Here is a 2212-nt window from a genome sequence, read left to right on the forward strand (position 1 = left end):
CTCCGGCCTTCAGGCCGGGGAGGATGTCAAGATTCCCGTTTGCGACAGCTTCAGCCCCTTTCTCAAAGGGAGAGAGGAGTTGAGGCGATGCACAGCCCGACTGGGAATGCTCCTCTTGGCTCAATTGGCTGATGAACCAGAATCCAGCCCCTGGAGTTGCTCCCACTGGGCGGGGGTAAAGGTGCGCAGGGCTAAAGCATGTAGGCGGCCATCCTGCAGGTAAGCTTTCAGGGCCTCATTCACCAGCCGGTGCTGTTTGATCAGGGGCAAGCCCTGGAATTGTTCCGCCACCACGATGGCCTGGAAATGATGGCCATCGCCGACAGTGTCTTCCACCTGCACCCTTGCGCCGGGTAGGGCAGCCCGTACCAATGCCTCAATTTCTCGTGGATCCATGCGCTGTTGTTCCCGTTGTCTCGTCGCGTCAGCGTTGCGGAGCAATAGTGTGTCCAAGCTCGAGATCCCGCCTTGGATCTCGACCTGCTCATCCATTACCCTAGACGGTTCCGGGGCAAAACGGGATCTCTTCCGGCCCACTGCAGGCGGTGGCCAGGCTGGGATGGCTCAGCACCAAGACCTCGGTGATGGGACCGCGTTTGTGGCCCTGGGCGTTGATGGCACGGCTGGCAGAGATGGTCTGGATGGGGTAATCCCGGTACAGTTCCCGCACAAAGGGGCAATCGGAATTGGAGAGCAGCACCTGCACGCCTCGGTCGGCCAATGTTCCAAACACTTCTCGCAGGCGGATCTGTTCCGCTTCGCCGAAGGCAAACCGGCTGTAGGCGGTGAAGCTGCTGCTGGCAGAAAGGGGATGGTAAGGGGGATCCAAATAGACGAAATCCCCGGGTTTGGCTCGTTCGAGCACCTGCCAAAACGGCTGCACCGCGATCTCCACGCCTTGTAAAACCCGTGCCACAGCCCGTAGGTTCTCCGCGTCGCAAATGCGGGGATTGCGGTAACGGCCCAAAGGAACATTGAACTCTCCCCGCGAGTTCTCCCGGTAGAGGCCGTTGAAACAGGTTTTGTTCAAGTACAGCAGGCGGGCAGCCCGTTGCGCCGGATCTTCAAATCGAGCCGCGCGGATGGTGTAGTAATAATCCCGGCTGTGGTGGGCTTGGTGGTGGCTGAGCAGGGCGATAAGCTCCTCCACGTGATCCCGCACGCAGCGATACACATTCACCAGCTCAGGGTTGATATCCGACAAAACAAAGTGTCGAGAACCCGATGGGATCCCTTGGGCCAGATGAAAAAAGACCGCTCCACCCCCCAAAAAGGGCTCGTGATAGGTGTTCCAGGTGCGAGGGAAAAAGGGTTCGTATTGGCTGAGCAGTTGCCCTTTTCCCCCTGCCCATTTTAGGAAGGGACGCGCTTTAACGGCTGGCTCCGCTGGGGTGGGTTCGCAGGAGTCGGGTACAGGGTTCCAGAGTTCTTCCCGCCGCAGAGCACGCCTATGTCCAAGAGAACAAGGGTGGGTCATCGTTGGTTCAGTGATCTGGATTCTCTTCCAGCAGCTTTTCTAGCGTCTCGATCCAATGCTCCAGCTCCTCCAGCGCCTGCAACACTCCCCCTGGGTCGCTCAGATCTGCCTGCAGCAGCTGGGTGGTTTCTTCCAAAGTCAGGGATCCGGGCGGGCTGGCCAACCAACGGAGGTAGTGGGGCAGAAAGTTGCGCGGAGAACTGTGATAGCGGCGGTGACAGGCCAAGGCCACCAGGCTGGCAAGGCTGGCCTGATAGGCACTGAAGGGGCGGAGAAACAGCTCCGGCATCCCCACCCAGTAGAACTGGTGTTCCGGCAACAGTTCCACCGCATCTCCGCACAGCTCCTGACACAGCTTCAACCACTCTTCGCTCACCCAGGAGGAGTAGGTTACACCGTTTTCCCATTCGGGGAGCCCCGACCGATAGAGAATCAGCTCCAGCCGACCGATCAAGCTCTGGTAAAACACCGCCTGCAACTGGGCTTCCAAATGGTGTATCAACAGGGCCTGGGCCAACTGGAGGCTGCCGGAGCGTTCCCGCCAGCGCTGCGGAGCAGTTTGCCCCTCTGGGTCGTAAAGAGCAGGCCTGCCCATGCGAGGGGATCCCACTGCTGAGGCAACCAGGTGATCCAGGAGTATTTGCTGCAAAAAGACGGTGTGAGCCTGCACCCCCCACGCTCGCGGCAGCAGTGCGGAACTCCCCTGCATCTCCTCCAGATCCAGCCAAACTTGGG

General features: G+C 59.6%; 2 protein-coding genes and 1 pseudogene. All 3 read right to left on the reverse strand.

Annotation, left to right across the window (positions count from 1 at the left end; all coding sequences use genetic code 11):
- Positions 1-120 precede the first annotated feature (120 nt).
- Positions 121-492: a BolA family protein gene (locus NW815_RS13335; protein WP_414389652.1), complete on the reverse strand. Its 372-nt coding sequence runs from the start codon at positions 490-492 to the stop codon at positions 121-123.
- Between the two features lie 4 nt (positions 493-496).
- On the reverse strand, positions 497-1477 hold the full coding sequence (locus NW815_RS13340; RefSeq protein ID WP_414416115.1) for a DNA adenine methylase: 981 nt from the start codon (positions 1475-1477) through the stop codon (positions 497-499).
- A 7-nt stretch (positions 1478-1484) separates the two neighbouring features.
- A pseudogene (locus tag NW815_RS13345) lies at positions 1485-2212 on the reverse strand (peptidase M3); the annotation flags it as partial.

The sequence above is a fragment of the Synechococcus sp. R6-7 genome (genome assembly GCF_047461695.1).
Taxonomy (GTDB): Bacteria; Cyanobacteriota; Cyanobacteriia; order Thermostichales; family Thermostichaceae; genus Thermostichus.